Below are 580 nucleotides of genomic sequence, written 5' to 3'. Positions count from 1 at the left end.
TGCACCACGTCGTCCTGCGGGACCATCCCGATCCTGCTTCGCATGGACGCGTACTCGGTGTGGATGTTGTGGCCCTCGAAGGTCACATTGCCCGACGTCGGGCTGGTATAGCCGACGATCAGGCGCGACAGCGTGGTCTTGCCGGCACCCGAGCCACCGATGATGGCGGTCAGCGTCCCGGGCCTGGCGGTCAGCGAGATGTGGTCGAGCAGCTGCTTGCCGTGGTCGACGGTGTAGCAGACGGAGTTGACCTCCAGCCCGCCGGTCCGCGACGCCGCCTCGGTCCGCCGCACCAGGCTGTCGCCGGTGAACACCAGGTCGACGTTGCCGATGGTGACCACGTCACCCTCGGTCAGCACCGCCGAGCCGACCCGGACGCCGTTGACGAAGGTTCCGTTCACGCTGTGCGCGTCGCGGATCTCGGTGCCCAGCGGCGTCTGGAGCAGGAAGGCGTGATGGCGCGAGGCCAGGACGTCCTGGATGACGATGTCGTTGTCGGTGGCCCGGCCGATGGTTTGCGACCCGGCCGGCTTCTGAATCGAACCGGAGCGCGACGGCAACAGCGCCTGGAACATCTTGG

1 protein-coding gene is annotated in these 580 nt (G+C 67.6%); it reads right to left on the bottom strand.

The window, feature by feature from the left end; genetic code table 11:
* On the bottom strand, positions 1-580 hold a 580-nt coding region (locus A5688_RS17435), incomplete at both ends, for an ATP-binding cassette domain-containing protein (protein WP_120312557.1).

The organism is Mycobacterium mantenii (assembly GCF_001667865.1).
Taxonomy (GTDB): domain Bacteria; phylum Actinomycetota; class Actinomycetes; order Mycobacteriales; family Mycobacteriaceae; genus Mycobacterium; species Mycobacterium mantenii_A.
Note: the sequence above shows the minus strand (reverse complement) of the source record. Positions and strands in the feature narration are given on the sequence as shown.